The organism is Kitasatospora sp. A2-31 (assembly GCF_022288725.1).
Lineage (GTDB): Bacteria > Actinomycetota > Actinomycetes > Streptomycetales > Streptomycetaceae > Kitasatospora.
Genome location: NZ_JAKNTA010000009.1, coordinates 94,424 through 108,966 on the forward strand (window position 1 = coordinate 94,424; position 14,543 = coordinate 108,966).

Annotated in this window: 12 protein-coding genes; 7 read left to right on the forward strand and 5 right to left on the reverse strand. The window is 75.2% G+C overall.

Translation table 11 applies throughout. From position 1 onward, the window contains the following. Positions 1 to 117: 117 nt before the first annotated feature. Positions 118 to 753 carry a TetR/AcrR family transcriptional regulator gene (locus tag MCM47_RS24685; protein ID WP_238863886.1) on the reverse strand — a complete coding sequence of 212 codons (636 nt, stop codon included), beginning with the start codon at positions 751 to 753 and terminating at the stop codon, positions 118 to 120. A 75-nt stretch (positions 754 to 828) separates the two neighbouring features. Between MCM47_RS24685 and MCM47_RS24690 the strand changes: the two genes are divergently transcribed. Then, positions 829 to 1,380, forward strand: coding sequence for a GNAT family N-acetyltransferase (locus tag MCM47_RS24690; protein ID WP_238863887.1), 552 nt, complete (start codon positions 829 to 831; stop codon positions 1,378 to 1,380). Between the two features lie 126 nt (positions 1,381 to 1,506). Here MCM47_RS24690 and MCM47_RS24695 read toward each other — a convergent pair whose 3' ends face one another. Further along, a complete protein-coding gene (locus MCM47_RS24695; protein WP_238863888.1) occupies positions 1,507 to 2,991 on the reverse strand; it encodes an MFS transporter in 1,485 nt (494 codons plus the stop codon). Between the two features lie 202 nt (positions 2,992 to 3,193). Here MCM47_RS24695 and MCM47_RS24700 point away from each other — a divergent pair, with 202 nt between their 5' ends. After that, positions 3,194 to 3,898: a TetR/AcrR family transcriptional regulator gene (locus MCM47_RS24700; RefSeq protein ID WP_238863889.1), complete on the forward strand. Its 705-nt coding sequence runs from the start codon at positions 3,194 to 3,196 to the stop codon at positions 3,896 to 3,898. A gap of 144 nt (positions 3,899 to 4,042) precedes the next feature. Further along, positions 4,043 to 4,855 carry an enoyl-CoA hydratase/isomerase family protein gene (locus MCM47_RS24705; RefSeq protein ID WP_238863890.1) on the forward strand — a complete coding sequence of 271 codons (813 nt, stop codon included), beginning with the start codon at positions 4,043 to 4,045 and terminating at the stop codon, positions 4,853 to 4,855. A 120-nt stretch (positions 4,856 to 4,975) separates the two neighbouring features. On the opposite strand, the gene MCM47_RS24710 is transcribed toward MCM47_RS24705, so the two are convergent. Next, on the reverse strand, positions 4,976 to 6,199 hold the full coding sequence (locus MCM47_RS24710) for an acyl-CoA dehydrogenase family protein (protein WP_238863891.1): 1,224 nt from the start codon (positions 6,197 to 6,199) through the stop codon (positions 4,976 to 4,978). A gap of 228 nt (positions 6,200 to 6,427) precedes the next feature. Between MCM47_RS24710 and MCM47_RS24715 the strand changes: the two genes are divergently transcribed. Continuing rightward, complete coding sequence (locus tag MCM47_RS24715; RefSeq protein ID WP_238863892.1) at positions 6,428 to 7,060, forward strand: TetR family transcriptional regulator; 633 nt, start codon at positions 6,428 to 6,430, stop codon at positions 7,058 to 7,060. A 171-nt stretch (positions 7,061 to 7,231) separates the two neighbouring features. Further along, complete coding sequence (locus MCM47_RS24725) at positions 7,232 to 8,695, forward strand: cellulase family glycosylhydrolase (RefSeq protein ID WP_305068017.1); 1,464 nt, start codon at positions 7,232 to 7,234, stop codon at positions 8,693 to 8,695. A 138-nt stretch (positions 8,696 to 8,833) separates the two neighbouring features. Here the strand turns inward: MCM47_RS24725 and MCM47_RS24730 are convergent, their stop codons facing one another. Beyond that, on the reverse strand, positions 8,834 to 10,858 hold the full coding sequence (locus MCM47_RS24730) for a M3 family metallopeptidase (protein WP_238863893.1): 2,025 nt from the start codon (positions 10,856 to 10,858) through the stop codon (positions 8,834 to 8,836). A gap of 257 nt (positions 10,859 to 11,115) precedes the next feature. Between MCM47_RS24730 and MCM47_RS24735 the strand changes: the two genes are divergently transcribed. Next, positions 11,116 to 12,831, forward strand: a complete 1,716-nt coding sequence (locus MCM47_RS24735) for a bifunctional 3'-5' exonuclease/DNA polymerase (protein WP_238863894.1) — start codon at positions 11,116 to 11,118, stop codon at positions 12,829 to 12,831. An 86-nt stretch (positions 12,832 to 12,917) separates the two neighbouring features. On the opposite strand, the gene dhaM is transcribed toward MCM47_RS24735, so the two are convergent. Beyond that, positions 12,918 to 13,310 carry a dihydroxyacetone kinase phosphoryl donor subunit DhaM gene (gene dhaM, locus MCM47_RS24740; RefSeq protein WP_238863895.1) on the reverse strand — a complete coding sequence of 131 codons (393 nt, stop codon included), beginning with the start codon at positions 13,308 to 13,310 and terminating at the stop codon, positions 12,918 to 12,920. 205 nt (positions 13,311 to 13,515) lie between these two features. Here dhaM and dhaK point away from each other — a divergent pair, with 205 nt between their 5' ends. Further along, positions 13,516 to 14,511, forward strand: a complete 996-nt coding sequence (dhaK, locus tag MCM47_RS24745) for a dihydroxyacetone kinase subunit DhaK (RefSeq protein WP_238863896.1) — start codon at positions 13,516 to 13,518, stop codon at positions 14,509 to 14,511. The last annotated feature ends 32 nt before the right edge of the window (positions 14,512 to 14,543 follow it).

Here is a 14,543-nt window from a genome sequence, read left to right on the forward strand (position 1 = left end):
GCACCCGCGCCCGCGCCGGCGGGCGGGGGCCGGGGGCCCGGGGCCGCCGGTCCCGCACCGACCGGGGCTCCCTCGCCGGCAGGCGCCCGCCGGCGGACAGCGGCCGGCAGGTGACGGTCAGGGGGCGCCGCGCTCCGCCGGGGTCGCGGCCAGGCCGGCCAGGTACGCGTCCAGCAGCTCCGTCTGCCGCTCGGGCGGGTACGCCGACGGGGCGAGCAGCGCCTGTACCACCAGCCCCAGAACGAAGGCCTGCGCCCCGGCCGCGAGTTCGCCCGGCGCGAGCCGGTCGGGCAGCTCCCCGAGCCGCTGGGCGGCCGCCACGTGCTCCGCCAGCATCTCCCTGGCCCGCGCGTACCGGACGGCATGGGCGGCGGCCAGGTCGGGATCGGCCAGCGAGGCGTCCCAGGAGCCGACCCAGATCCGGTTGCCGGCCGTGGCCGCGTCGTCCAGCGGGAGGATGTCGAGCAGCGCGGCCCGCAGGCGGGGCAGCCCCGCGGGCGGCAGCGGCGCGCCGTCCGCCGGGGCGTTGCGCCGCGGGCGGTCCAGCGAGCGCCGGTCGAGCTCGTCCAGCGCGTACGCCACCAGAGCCCGCTTGTTGGGGAAGTAGTGCGTCAACAGGCCGGTGGAGGAGCCCATTTCCGCGGCGACCGCACGCAGGGTCAGCCCGCCGAAGCCGCGCGACGAGAGCACCCGCCACACCGCCTCGGAGACCTCCAGGCGTCGGGCGGCATGGTCTCCCCGGGCAGGCGTCATGGGGTTATCGTACATACCAAACGTTTGTTACGGATGCGGGGACCACCGACCCGCGCTCCTCCGAAAGGCCCACCCATGTTCGCCATCCCACTGGCCGACAATGCCGAGCTGCGTCCGCTGGAGCCGTGGCAGGCTCCCGAGTTCCTCGCCCACATCGAGCGGGCCCGCGCCCACATGGACCCGTGGATCGGCTGGGCCGGGCGCTCCACCGACCTGGAGTCGGCCCGTGCCACCCTGCAGGGCTTCGCCGACCGCCAGGCCGCCGACGCCGGCCGGCTCTTCGGCATCTGGCTGGACGGCACGCTGGTCGGCGGCACGATGTTCGTGAGCTTCAGCACCACCACCTCCACCGCCGAGATCGGCGTCTGGACGGAGCCCGCCGGTGAGGGCCGCGGCCTGGTCGGCGCCGCCGTCCGCCACCTGATCGAGTACGCCTTCACCGTCCGCGGCCTGCACCGGCTGGAGTGGCACACCAGCCCCGACAACGTCCGCAGCCAGGCGCTCGCCCGGCGGATGGGCATGACGCTGGACGGCACCCTGCGGGAGTCCTACCTGAACAACGGCGTCTTCCACGACTCGCAGATCTGGTCGATCCTGGCCCGCGAGTGGCCGGCGGCCGCCGCCTGACACCGCGCCACCCGTGACTCGGCAGCCCCCCTGCGGGACGACGGCGCCGCCCACGGGGCCCGGCCGACCGGCACGGCGAAGGGCCCGGCGGACGACCGTCCGCCGGGCCCCGTCCCCGCGCCTCGCTCAGGCGGCGAGCACCGGCCGCTCGGCGGCCGGGTCCCCCGCCGCCTCCGCGACCGGGCGCGACCGCAGCCGCAGCGCCAGCAGCAACGCCAGCGCCATCACCCCCGACGCCGTGAAGAAGACCACGTCCACCGCGTCGACGAAGCTCTGCACCGCGTGCACCCGCTCCGCGCCGGCCGTACGGCCCACCGCGCCGAGCGGCATCCCCGGCTCGCCGTCCGCGAAGACCCGTGCCAGCAGCGTGCCGAAGAGCGCCGCGCCGAGCGCGCCGCCGAGCGTCTGGAAGAACCGGATACCGGTCGTGGCCACGCCCAGCTGGTGCTTCGGCGCGGCGTCCTGGACGACGCCGACGAGCTGTCCGATCAGCTGGCCGAGCCCGCAGCCGAGCAGCACCAGCTCCGCCCGCACCAGCCAGAGCGAGGTCTGCGGACCGCTCAGCCCGAGCAGCAGCAGGGCCACGGATGCGCAGGCCGCGCCGGAGGCCAGCACCGTGCGGACCGACCAGCCCCGCGCGGTGAGCCGGCCGATCACCAGGCCGACGCCGGTCATGCCGACCGCCATCGGGATCAGGTAGAGGCTGGCGGAGGTCGCGGCGACGCCGCGGGCCACCTGGAGGTACAGCATCACGTACATGATCGCGCCCATCAGACCGATCCCGACCAGCCCCTGCACCGCGAAGCCGATCCGGATCTCGGGCACGCGGAACAGCGAGAGCGGCAGCACCGGTTCGGCGGCGGTGGCCTGGCGCCAGACGAAGAGGCCGAGCGCGGCGAGGGTCGCCGCCGCCAGGGCGAGGATCTGCGGGGAGGTCCAGGCGTAGTCCTTGCCGCCCCACTCGGTGACCAGCAGCAGTCCGGTGGCGAACGCCGCCGCCAGCGCCGCCCCGGCGAAGTCGAGGCCGCGGCGGCCGGCGGACCTCGGGAGCTTGAGGACGAGGGCCGAGCCGACCAGGACGAGCAGGCCGAGCGGCAGGTTGACGTAGAAGATCCAGCGCCAGTCGAGGTGGTCGGCGAGCAGGGCGCCGATCAGCGGACCGACGGCCATGCCGGCGCCGCCGACGATGCCGCCCATGCCGCCTCCGCCGCCCCGCTCCCCCTCCGGGTCCTTGAGCTGGGCCATCACCACCATGGTCACGCTCATCAGCCCGCCGCCGCCGATCCCCTGGACGGCCCGGAAGGCGATCAGCTGCTCCATCGACTGCGCCGCGCCGCAGAGCGCCGAGCCGAGCAGGAAGGTGCCGACCGCCCCGAGCAGCACCCGCTTGGCGCCGTAGAGGTCGCAGAGCTTGCCGTAGAGCGGCAGCAGCGCGGTGGCGGCCAGCGCGAACGAACTGACCAGCCAGGGCAGCCGGTCGACGCCGTGGACCGGGTCGAGGTCCCGGACGATCGGCACGGTGGCCGCCGACACGATGTTCATGTCGAGCACGGCCAGGATGATCGTGATCAGGCAGAGCAGCATGCCCAGTTTGCGCTGGGACTCGGTCATCAGAGCTGCTGCCGGCGCGGACGCGGCCATGGAAGTCCCCCCTGGGACGGTGGAGTTCGGGAGTTCGAGCAGGAGCGGGCCGCACCGGCCCGGGCGGCTCGGCGGCACGCCACCACCATGGCAGGGCTTTTTGACTCGGTCAATTCTTATGCTGAACCAATCTTTCGATCGGATACATCTTTGATCCTGGTACAGTGCTGCCATGGCGAAGCGCACCGCGACCCCCACCGACCCCGACGCCGGGCTGGGCCTGCGCGAGCGCAAGAAGCGGCAGACCGCCATCCGGATCTACCGCAGCGCCATCGGGCTGTTCACCGAGCGGGGCTTCGACGAGGTCTCGGTGGCCGAGATCGCCGCCGCCGCCGAGGTCTCGAAGATGACCGTCTTCAACTACTTCCCGACCAAGGAAGACCTGGTCATGGCCCCGATGGAGCACCACACCGACGAGTCCGCCCGGGTGGTGCGCGAACGGGCGCCCGGCACGTCGGTGGTGGCCGCGCTGCGCGGTCAGTTCCTCGCCGCCCTGGCCGAGTTCGACCCGGCCACGGGCCTCAACGACGAGCCGTTCACGCTCTCCGTGGTCCGGCTGATCCACCGGACACCCACCCTGGCGCTCCGGGCTCTCACCACCGTCGGCCACGAGTCGAACCGACTGCTGGCCGCGGAGCTGCTCCTGCAGGACCCGGAGGGCGACCGGATCCGCGCCAGGGTCGCCGCCGCCCAACTGCTCGGCGCCCGCATGGCACTGACCTCCCACAACCAGGACCGGATGCTGGCCGGCGAACGGGCCGCGGACGTCCTGCCGGAGGCGCTCGAGAACGCCCGGCGCGCCTACGACACGGTCGAGCACGGGCTCCGCGACTACGGGGTGTGGTCCGGCGCCGCACCGGCGCACCCGACCGCCTGACGATCGGCGCAGCCGAGCACCCGACCGCCTCCACAGCAGGCCGGCGGCACGCCCCGGCACCCGGCCGGGCGGCACCCGGACCGCCGGGGAGTGCCGCCGGGCGGTCCTGAGAGAGTGGGCGCACCACGATCACCGGAGGTGCGCATGGACGACAAGCCGCTGCTCACGCGGGACCGCTCCCCGTTGCCCACGCACGTCGACGGCCTCAACGCCTGGACCGGCGAGGACGGCGTCGCGGTGCTGGAGTTCGCCCGGCCGCACCGGCGCAACGCGATCACCCTGGCGATCTGGCAGGCCCTGCCGAAGGTGCTGCAGCGGCTGGCCGGGCAGCCGGGCGTGCGCGCACTGCTGGTCACCGGCGCCGGCGGCACCTTCAGCGCCGGCGCGGACATCACCGAGCTGTCCGAGGTCTACGGCGATCCGGACCGCGCCGACGCCTACCACGCCACCAACGTCGCCGCCGAGGAGGCGCTCGCGGCCTTCCCGCACCCCACGATCGCGGTGGTGCACGGGGCCTGCGTCGGCGGCGGCTGCCAGCTGGCCGTCGCGTGCGACCTGCGGTTCGTCGCCGAGACCGCCCGGATGGGCATCACCCCGGCCAAGCTCGGCGTGGTCTACCCGGCGGTGCCGACCCTGCGACTGGCCCGGCTGGTCGGCCCGGCCCGGGCGAAACTGCTGCTGTTCTCCGGCGAGTTGGTGACCGGCCGGGAGAACGTCGTGCTCGGCCTCGCCGAGCGCGCCCTGCCGGATGCCGAACTCGACGCAGGTGCACTGGAGTTCGCCCGCCTGCTGACCCAGCGCTCGCCGCAGACCGTCGGGGCGGTCAAGGCGGCCCTGGCCGTCCCCCCGGAGCAGGCGGCCGAGGCCCTGCGCCCCTGGGAGCGCCGCTCCCGCGAGGCCTCCGACACCCACGAGGGCCTCGCCGCCTTCCTCGAAGGCCGCCCACCCCGTTTCTGACCCCTCGGGCACGGACCGCGCACGGCGACGGCCCGGGCCCCGGCCGGAGCCGGGAACCGGGAACCGGGCCGCCGGGGACCGGCCGCCGGGAGCCCGGCCGTCGCAGGCCCGGCCGGGTGGTCAGCGGATCGGCATGCCGGAGATGGCGCGGGCGATCACCAGGCGCTGGATCTCGCTGGTGCCCTCGAAGATCGAGTAGATCGCGCTGTCCCGGTGCATCCGCTCCACCGGGTACTCGCGGGTGAAGCCGTTGCCGCCGAGGATCTGCATCGCCTGCGCGGTGACCCACTTGGCCGTCTCGCCTGCGTACAGCTTGGACATCGAGCCCTCGGCCGCGGTGAACGGCTGGTTGTTGGCCGCCATCCAGGACGCGCGCCAGACCAGCAGCCGGGCGGCGTCGATCCGGGTCTTCATGTCGGCCAACTGGAAGGCCACGCCCTGGTTGTCGATGATCGGGCGGCCGAACTGCACCCGGGTCCTGGCGTAGTCCAGCGCCACCTCGTACGCGGCGCGGGCGATGCCGATCGCCTGGGCCCCGACCGCCGGCCGGGAGGCCTCGAAGGTGGCCATCGCGGCGTTGCCCTTGCCGGCCGTCCGCTTCGCGCCCTCGCGGGCCCGGGCCAGCCGCTCGTCCAGCTTCTCCTTGCCGCCGAGCAGGCAGTGGCCGGGCACCCGGACGCCGTCCAGGACGACCTCGGCGGTGTGCGAGGCGCGGATGCCGTGCTTCTTGAACTTCTGGCCCTGGCTCAGCCCGGGCGTGCCCGGCGGCACCACGAAGGAGGCCTGGCCGCGCGCCCCGAGCGCCGGGTCGACGGTGGCCACCACCACGTGGACGGCGGCGATCCCGCCGTTGGTGGCCCAGGTCTTGGTGCCGTTGAGCACCCACTCGTCCTTGGCCTCGTCGTAGACGGCCCGGGTGCGAAGCGCCGAGACGTCCGAGCCGGCGTCGGGCTCGGAGGAGCAGAACGCGGCCACCTTGACGTCCTCCGGCGTGCCGAACATCTGCGGGGCCCAGGTGCCGATCTGCTCCTCGGTGCCGTTGGCGAGGACGGCGACCGCCGCGAGCGTGGTGCCGACGATGGACAGGCCGATGCCGGCGTCCCCCCAGAACAGCTCCTCCATGGCGATCGGGATGCCGACGCCGGAGGGGTCGAAGTACTGCTGGGCGTAGAAGTCCAGGGAGTAGATGCCGAGCTTGGCCGCCTCCTGGATGACCGGCCACGGGGTCTCCTCCCGCTCGTCCCACTCGGCGGCGGCCGGGCGCATCACGTCGGCGGCGAAGCCGTGCAGCCAGTCGCGTACGGCGAGCTGGTCCGCGCCCGGGTCCAGCGAGAACGTGCTCATGATGCCTCCGGTGGGAGCGGCGGCCCCCGCCGCGGAGTCCGGCAGGGGCGCTGAAACGGTGTCGGTCAGGTGTTACCGGCGGTAACATCGCCGGAGTCTGCTACTCATAGGTAGGAATGTCAACGCCCCCGGCAAAGCCCCGGCAACGCCCCGCGCAACGCCGCCCGGACCGCGCCGGACCGCGCCCCCCAGCCGCGACACCGCCGGCCAGACCCGTCAGGAGCCCCCATGCCGCCCGCCGACGAACCACGCCGGGAGCAGCTGCTCAACGCCGCCGACCGGGTGATCCAGCGGGACGGCCCGGGCGCCAGCATGAACGCCATCGCCGCCGAGGCCGGCATCACCAAGCCGATCCTGTACCGCCACTTCGGCGACCGGAACGGGCTCATCCGGGCCCTGACCGAGCGCCACACCGGCGGCCTGCTGGCCGCCGTCCGGGCCGCGCTCAACGAGCCGCTGGAGCGGCGCGACCGGGTCGAGCACGTGCTGGACACCTACCTGTCCGGCATCGAGGCCCGCCCGCAGGTCTACCGGCTGCTCACCCACCCCGAGCCGGGCGACCCGAGCGGGGCCGGGCACGCGCTCGCCCCGGCGTTGCGGCAGATCGCCGAGGAGATCACCCGGGCCGTGGACAGCCAGGTCGACCTCGGCGCCGACCGCGAACTCCTCGCCGAGGCCTGGGGGCGGGGCATCACCGGCATGGTCCTGGCGGCCGGGGACTGGTGGCTGGAGACCAAGCCCTGCTCGCGGACCCGGATGGTGCAGGCCCTCGCCGACCTGCTCTGGGGCCGGCTCGCGGCCGCCGCCGACCTGCCCACCGCCGTCCTGCCGGCCCCGGCCGCGGAGGCCCCGCCGGCCTGAGCCGTCCCGGCGCGGACCGCCCCTGCGGCCGCACCGGCGGCCGGGCCCCGGCCGAAGCCGCAACTCCCCTGCGGTAGGACTCCCCTGCGGTGCAGCACTCTTGTGCGGTACACGGCGATCCGGGCATCATCGGGCCCCACCCCCAGCCCGAGCGATCCCCCCGAGGTCCCGATGCGCTTACGCCGCACCGCCGTTGCCCTCCTGCTCGCCGCCACCGCCGCCGTGACCCCGCTCACCGCCGGCCCGGCCGAGGCCCGGTCGGCACCCCGTGAAGCCGCCTTCCCGACCGGCACGGCCACCGCCGCCGACGGCCGCACCAGCCTCACCGACTCCGCCGGCCGCCGCCTCGGACTACGCGGCTTCAACCTCGACAAGTACGCCGAGGCCACCGAGCAGGACGTCAAGGCCCTCGCCGACCGGGGCTTCACCCTGATCCGGGTCGCCGTCTCCTGGACCAGGCTGGAGCCGCAGCGCGGCCACCTCGACGAGGCCGAGCTGCGCCGCCTGCACCGCGTCCTCGGCTGGGCCGACCGGTACGGCGTGCTGGCCCTGGTCGACTTCCACCAGGACGTCTACGGGCCGAAGTTCGGCGGCGGCGACCGCGGCATCCCGGTCTGGGCCACCCGCGACGACGACCTGCCGTTCACCCCGGACCCGGACGACTGGTTCGCCGGGTACTTCCAGCCCGCCGTCCAGGCCGCCTTCCGCCACCTCTACGACGACTGCGACCTGCGCACCTGGCAGGCCGACTTCTACACCCGGCTCGCCCGCGAACTGCGCGACCACCGTTCGCTGTTGGGCTACGACCTGTTCAACGAGCCGTTCGGCCCGGTGGACGGCGACCCGACCGACCCGGCCGTCCTCGCCGCCTCCGCGGCCGCCCTCGAACAGGGCCGGCTCGCCGACATGTACCGCCGGCTGATCCGGGCCGTGCGCCGGGTCGACAGCCGCGCCTGGCTGTTCGTCGAGCCCACCGTCCTGGTCGGCCAGGGCGTGCCCACCCGGCTGCCCGGCTTCACCGACCCGCGCCCCGGTGCGGCCCGGATCGGCTACGCGCCGCACTTCTACGACACCGCCGTCGAATCCGGCGCCGACTGGGACCCGGCCGGTGGCTTCGTCGAGAACTACACCGCCGCGATCACCGCGTACCCGGCCGAACACCGGCTGCCGGTGCTGGTGGGCGAATGGGGCCCGCCCGACTCCCGCAGGCCCGGCAACACGCAGCTGGTCCGCCGCCAGGTCGCGGCCATGGACGGCTTCGCCGCCGGCTGGGCCATGTGGTACTGGTGCCGCGGCAACGGCGGGTACTGCGCGCTCGACCCGGCCGGGCGGCCCGCCCCCGGGAACGAGCCCGCCTTCGGCCCCTACCCGGTGGCGGTCGCCGGCTCGGACCCGGCCACCACGGCCACCACGGCCGGCCACACCGTGCGCTACCACGCCGACGGCACCGGCCACAGCACCGAACTCACCCTGCCCGCCTCGGCGTTCCCCACCGGCGTGCGGGTCACCGTGGTGCCGGCCGGAGCCCGGGTCGAGATCGACCAGCCGGCCGGCGACCGCGCCGGAACCGCCCGGATCCGCCTCCCGCACGCCCGCCCGGGCACCCCGGTCACGGTCACCCTGACACCCCGCTGAGCCCCCGGAAGCGGCCCGCCCGCCGCACGCGGACGGGCCGCCCCGGAGCACCCGGGTCCGCGCTCCGGGATGCCGCCGGCTTCGCAGGCCCGGAAGGATCCGAGCGTCGCAGGCCCGGAGGGATCCGAGGGAGCGGGCCTACGCCAGGCCGCGGCGGGCCAGCAGCGGGCCGGGCTGCGGGTCGCGGCCGACCACCGCGCGGAAGGAGTCCAGCGCGTCCCGGCTGTCCCCGCGCGAGAGCAGTTCGCGGCGGAACACCTCGCCGCTCTCCCGCACGCTACGGCCGTTCCGCTCGAACCAGTCCACCGTCTCGGCGTCCAGCACCTCGGACCAGATGTACGCGTAGTAGCCCGCGCTGTACCCGCCCGAGAAGATGTGCGAGAAGTACGCCGTCCGGTAGCGCGGCGGGATCGCCGCCACCGCCAGCCCCGCCTTCGCCAGCGCCGCCGCCTCGAACTCCTCGGCGTCCGTGACCTCCTGGCCCTCCGGCACACTGTGCCAGGCCCAGTCCAGCAGCGCGGCCGCCAGGTACTCGACGGTCCGGAAGCCCTGCCCGAAGCCCTCGGCCGCCGCCATCCGCTCGACCAGCTCGGCCGGCAGCGGCTCGCCCGTCACGTGGTGCCGGGCGTAGTTGGCCAGCACCTCCGGCCGGACCATCCACATCTCGTTCACCTGCGAGGGGAACTCGACGAAGTCCCGCGGCACGCCGGTGCCCGCGAAGTACGGGTAGCGCACGTCCGAGAAGAGCCCGTGCAGCGCGTGCCCGAACTCGTGGAACAGCGTGCGCACCTCGTCCCAGGAGAGCAGCACCGGCTCACCGGGCGCGGGGCGGGCGACGTTCAGGTTGTTGTACACCACCGGCCGCTGCCCCAGCAGCCCCGACTGGGTGACCAGTTCGTCCATCCAGGCCCCGCCGCGCTTGGACGCCCGGGCGTGGAAGTCCCCGAGGAAGAGCCCCAGCGGGCGGCCGTCCTCCTCGAACACCTCGAAGACCCGCACGTCGGGGTGGTAGGCGACGAGGTCGGTGCGCTCGGTGAAGGTCACCCCGTAGGCCAGGTTGGCGGCGAAGAAGACACCGTCCCGCAGCACCCGCTCCAGCTCGAAGTACGGGCGCAGCGCCCCCGCGTCCACCTGGTACGAGGACTGGCGGACCTGCTCCGAGTAGTACGCCCAGTCGTGCGCGGCGATCTCCTCGATCCCGTCGGCCGCGGCCAGCCTGGCCAGCTCGGCGGCCTCCCGGCGAGCGTTGGCCACCGCCGGCGGCACCAGCCTGGCCAGCAGGGCGTCCACCGCGTCCACACTGCCCGCGGTCTCGTCCGCCACCACGTAGGCGGCGTGCGTGTCGTACCCGAGCAGCCGGGCCCGCTCGGCGCGCAGCGCCGACATCCGGATCGCCAGCGGCCCGTTGGTCGCGACGGCGCGGCCCAGCGAGGCCGCCAGCAGGCGCTCGCGCACCGACCGGTCCGTGAGGGAGGCCAGCTCGCTCTGGTTGGAGAAGTTCTTCAGGCTGAGCACGTACTTGCCGTCGTGCCCGAGCGCCCGGCCGTTCTCGGCCGCGGCGGCGATCTCGTCCGGCGAGAGGCCGGCCAGCTCCTCGGCGGAGTCCACCACCAGCGCCCGGGCCTTCGAGTCGGCCGCCACGTTCTGCCGGAACACCGCGGAGGCCGTGGCCAGTCCGGCGTTCAGCTCGCGCAGCCGCTGCTGCCGGTCGGCGTCCAGCCGGGCGCCGGCCCGGACGAAAGCCGTGTGCCGCCGCTCCAGCAGCCGCAGCGACTCCGGATCCAGCCCCAGCTCGGCACGGCGCGCGTACAGCTCGTCGACCCGGGCGAACAGGGCCGCGTCCAGATGGATCGCGTCCCGGTGCGCCGCCAGCAGCGGGCTGATCTCGGCGTCCACCCGGTCCACCCCGGGCGTGGTGTCCGCGGAGCTCTGGTTCTCGAAGACCACCCGGACCCGGCGCAGCAGCGCCCCGGAGCGTTCCAGCGCGACCAGCGTGTTCTCGAAGGTCGGCGGCTCCGGGTTGGCCGTGATCTCACCGATCTCCGCGAGCTGCTCGGCCATTCCCCGCTCGAAGGCGGGCAGGTAGTGCTCTTCCCGGATCTCGGCGAAGGGCGGCAGTTCGTAGACCAGGGTGCTGGGCTTGAAGAAGGGGTTCTCCGTCATTCGGCCGACCCTACGCGTTGGCACCGGCCCTGCCTACGCCACCCGGCCGGCTCGACGGCGCAACGGGCCGGTCCCGGCGCACCGCCAGGACCACGCGCCCGGGCCACGCGCCCGGGCCACACCTCTCTCACGCGCCCCCGCCCGGTGCCCGGCCCCGTCGACCCCGGCCGACGTGCGGCGCCCCGCCGCCGACCGGCTGTCGTACCGACCGGTTACCGTCGAGGTCCCCGTCCGTCCGCCCGAGAGGAGAAGCCCGCGTGGCGCCCCGGATCGCCCTCGTCCCCGACCCGCACGGCCCGGGCGGCCGGCTGCAGCCCCTCGACGACGCCGGCACCCCGCTCGGCCCGCCGGCCACCGCCCCCGACCTCGCGGCCGCCGTCGCCGCCGCCGAGCGCGACGGCACCGTCCGCTGGGTCTGGGCCGCCGCCGACAGCGCCTACGCACCCCTGCTCCCCCGGCTGCCCGACCGGCTCGCCCGCTGCCACGACCTGCGGCTGGTCGAGGCGCTGCTGCTGGCCCAGGAGGGCCGGTTCGGCGCGCCGCGCTCGCTCGGCGCCGCCTGGGCCCGGCTCCGCGGCCTGCCCGTCCCGCCGGACCTGCCCGAACCCGGCTCCACCGAGTCCGACGACGGCCAGGACACCCTCTTCGCCCCCGACCGGCTCCAGCTGCCGCCCGGGGCCGACCCGCTGGCCGCGGTGGTCGCCGTCCACGCCGAACAGCAGCGCCGGCTCGCCGCGATCCGGGACGACGGCGCCCGCGCCCGGTTCCGGCTGCTGGTCGCCGCCGAGTCCGCCGGCGCCCTGGTGGCCGCCGAGATGGCGTACGACGGCCTGCCGTGGCGCGCCGACGTCCACGACCGGCTGCTCACCGAGCTGCTCGGCCCGCGCCCGAGTGTCCCCGGCGCCCGGCCCAAGCTCCTCGCCGACCTCGCCGCCGAACTCCAGCAGGCCCTCGGCGGGCGCCCGTTCAACCCCGACTCGCACACCCAGGTGCTGCGCGCCTTCGCCGATCGCGGCATCCAGCTCGGCTCCACCCGCTCCTGGGAGCTGAAGGGGGTGGACCACACGGCCGCCCGGCTGCTGGTCCGCTACAAGGAGCTCTCCCGGATCCACGCCGCACACGGCTGGGCCTGGCAGGACGCCTGGGCGCGCGGCGGGCGCTTCCGCCCCGAGTACGTGGTCGGCGGCGTCGTGTCCGGACGCTGGGCCAGCCGCGGCGGCGGCGCCCTGCAGATCCCGCGCATCCTGCGCCGCGCCGTGGTCGCCGACCCGGGCTGGCTGCTGGTCGTCGCCGACGCCGCCCAGCTGGAGCCGCGCGTCCTCGCCGCCCTGTCCCAGGACGCCGGCCTGGCCCGCACCGCCGCCGGCGGCGACCTGTACGAGGCGCTGGCCGCCACCGCATTCCACGGCGACCGCGACAAGGCCAAGCTCGGCCTGCTCGGCGCCATGTACGGCCAGACCAGCGGCGACATCGGCCCGCTGCTGAACACCCTGCGCCACCGCTATCCGGCCGCCATGGGCTACGTCGAGGCGGCCGCCCGCACCGGCGAGGACGGCGGCGTGGTCGCCTCCCGACTGGGCCGGGTCTGCCCGCCGCCCTCCGCCGACTGGCTCGACCTCACCGAGGCACCGGAGACGGCCGGCGACGCCGGCGGGCGATCGGCCCGCGCCCGGGGGCGCTTCACCCGCAACTTCGTGATCCAGGCCAGTGCCGCCGACTGGGCCCTCGCCCTGCTCGCCGCGCTGCGCCGCCGGCTGAACACCCTGCCGGTGGCGGGCCCCGCCGACCGCCCGCACCTGGTCTTCTTCCAGCACGACGAGGTGATGGTGCACACTCCGGCCAACCTCGCGGACGAGGTGGCCGCCGCCGTCGCCGCCGCGGCCGACGAGGCCCGGCTGCTGGTCTTCGGGGACACCCCGGTCCGCTTCCCGCTGACCACCGCGGTGGTGGACTGCTACGCAGACGCCAAGTAGGCGCGGCGGGGCAGCCGGCCGGCGGGCGGCCAGGCGCACCGGCGGGCAGGCGCACCGGTGGCGCAGGCGCACCGGCGGCGCAGGCGCTACAGCTTGCGGAAGCCGCGGGCCTCCTCGGCGGCCGCCACCACCTCCGCCAGCCCCGCCCCGGTCGCGGCGGTGACCGCGGCCGAGACCGCGCCCTCCACGAACGGCGCGTCCACCAGCACCACCCCGGGCCGGGGCTCGTCCTCCAGCACCGTGACGGCGGTCAGCACCGAGCTGCCGAGGTCGGGGACGACCACGACGCCCGCCCCGCCGTCCGCCTCCGCGACCGCTCCGGCGATCAGGTCGTAGCTCGTGCCGAGCCCGCCGTCCTCGGTCCCCGCCGCCACCACCACCCGCACCGTGTCGGAGGCGAGCTGCCCCAGCAGCTGGCGCAGGCCGGCGGCCAACTGCGGGCTGTGCGAGACCAGGACGATGCCCACGTAGTCGCTCATACCGCCGACCCTACGGCCCACCGGCTGCTCCGCAAGGGTGACCCGACGGCGTGTCCCCGCCGCCCGGGCCTCCCGGCGCGGCCCGGCACCCGCCACGTCCGCCACCTCCGCCACGTCCGGCCCGCCCGCGTGTCGCAGCACCTCCCTCCGCCCCCCGTCTGGCGTAGCGTCGGGTCAGCAGCGTCTGCCGAGGGAGCGAAGCGCTTTGAAGAAGCTGATCAACACCCCGGAGAGCGTCCTGGAGGACGCGCTGGCCGGAGTCGCCGCCGCACACCCCGAGTTGACGGTGGACCTCGCCAACCGGGTGATCACCCGCGCGGTCCGCCCGAGCACGCCGAAGGTCGCCCTCGTCTCCGGCGGCGGTTCGGGCCACGAGCCACTGCACGGCGGCTTCGTCGGCCGGGGCATGCTGGACGCCGCCTGTCCGGGCGAGGTGTTCACCTCCCCGGTGCCGGACCAGATGCTGGCCGCCGCCAAGGCCGTGGACTCCGGTGCCGGCGTGGTCTTCGTGGTCAAGAACTACACCGGCGACGTGATGAACTTCGAACTGGCCGCCGAGCTGGCCGCCGAGGAGGGCATCGAGGTCCGCACGGTGCTGGTCGACGACGACGTCGCCGTCGAGGACTCGACCTGGACGGCCGGGCGCCGCGGCACCGGCGCGACCGTGCTGGTGGAGAAGATCGCCGGCGCCCTGGCCGAGCGCGGCGCCACGCTGGACGAGGTCGTCGCCCTGGGCGAGGAGGTGAACGCCGCCTCCCGGTCCTTCGCGATCGCGCTGACCGCCGCGACCGTCCCGGCCGCCGGCAAGCCCGGCTTCGACCTGCCGGAGGACGAGATCGAGGTCGGCGTCGGCATCCACGGGGAACCCGGCCGCCGCCGCGAGAAGCTCCGCCCCGCCTGCGACCTGGCCGCGGAGGTGGTGGAGACCGTCCTTGCCGACCACCACCTGACCCGAGGCGACGAGGTGATCGCCCTGGTCAACGGCCTCGGCGGCACCCCGCTGCTGGAGCTGTACATCGTCTTCGGCGAGGTGGCGGCGCGGCTGGCCGAGCGCGGCATCAGGGTGGCCAGGAACCTGGTCGGCAACTACGTGACCAGCCTGGACATGGCGGGCTTCTCACTCACCCTGGCCAAGGCCGACAGCCGGCTGCTGGAGCTCTGGGACGCCCCGGCGGACACCCCCGCGCTCAAGCGGGCCTGACCGCGGTCGAGCCGCCGGGGCCGATCGCGGGA